The organism is Oleiphilus sp. HI0128 (assembly GCF_001635365.1).
This window is the reverse complement of the sequence record NZ_LWGG01000314.1, coordinates 1-1,060: the sequence shown is the minus strand read 5'-3', so window position 1 is coordinate 1,060 and position 1,060 is coordinate 1. Positions and strand designations below refer to the sequence as shown.

The following is a 1,060-nucleotide window of genomic DNA, read 5'->3' as shown; positions in this document are numbered from 1 at the left end:
GAAAAGGAAAAAGTGAAGGTATGAAAGAACGGCCTTGTAGCGTCTTACTAAATCGTAAAAGCGAGCAAGGTCAAACTATCTTATTTGTTCTCCCCATCACTCATACCCCTCCCGTTGATCCAGAGTCCGGTATAGAAATACCTGCTGCAACCAAAAAGCGTTTGGGCTTAGATGCAGAACGATCTTGGATTATTACGACCGAATACAATAAATTTACTTGGCCAGGGTACGACATTCGAAAGCTGGATAATGGACTTTATAGCTATGGTGTCTTACCTGAAAAGCTAATCAAAGAAATCATGAAATCAGTTCAAACTCATGCCCGCAACAGAAAAGCAAGCGCTGTCAGCCGGGATGATTAGAATATGATCAAAAAGTTGGCCGCTATCGCAGCTTAGAGTGTATTACCCCTTATTGTTATGGTGCGTAATTATTTATCGGTACTCAGCAAGAAAAGCTTAGTATCGGGTGAGCCAGCCCCATAAACAGCAAAACCGCACAAGGCGGTTTTAATGCGAGACGAAAGTTAGTAAGGCCTTGTCTCTGTATAGCGCCGCCCCCAGAAGCCGTGTTTAGAGTATGAAAGCGAGTGTGATATGTCAACGATTCACACAATTCACGTTTATCGGCTTTCATGAGTAAGCAGTCATTGTTCTATTAGAAGTCCTTCTATTTTCAGAAAATATTAAGTGTCCCCGCTACATCCATAAGTATATCCTTCTTGATTTGAGTAACTATAGCCAAGGTAATCAATTGCCTCTGATAAAGGATTATCCCATCCACAATGGTAATCAATAGTTACAACATCTTTGGAGCTACGCTCCGTGTGTTTTTCAATATAGCCATTGGGGTAGTAGAGGGTTAACCTTTTCAAGTACTTTTCCTCTGTCCAGTCCTGTATTCTTTTTACAGTGCCATCTATATAGAACAGTTTCTGTATGCCTATCCTGCTTCCTTCCTCCCAATACTGTTGCGCACTGATTTCTCCTGATTGGAAATAGCCAGTCTCTTGGCCGTGTAATTTTCCTTCAGAATAATGAAAGAGGCGTTCAAGATCACC

The 1,060-nt window shown here is 41.6% G+C and carries 2 protein-coding genes; one reads left to right on the top strand and one right to left on the bottom strand.

Translation table 11 applies throughout. From position 1 onward, the window contains the following. A partial coding sequence (locus A3763_RS03995) for a hypothetical protein (protein ID WP_231872091.1) occupies window positions 1–362 on the top strand: 362 nt, incomplete at its 5' end. 323 nt (window positions 363–685) lie between these two features. Here the strand turns inward: A3763_RS03995 and A3763_RS28070 are convergent. Continuing rightward, a partial coding sequence (locus A3763_RS28070) for a hypothetical protein (protein ID WP_197482748.1) occupies window positions 686–1,060 on the bottom strand: 375 nt, incomplete at its 5' end.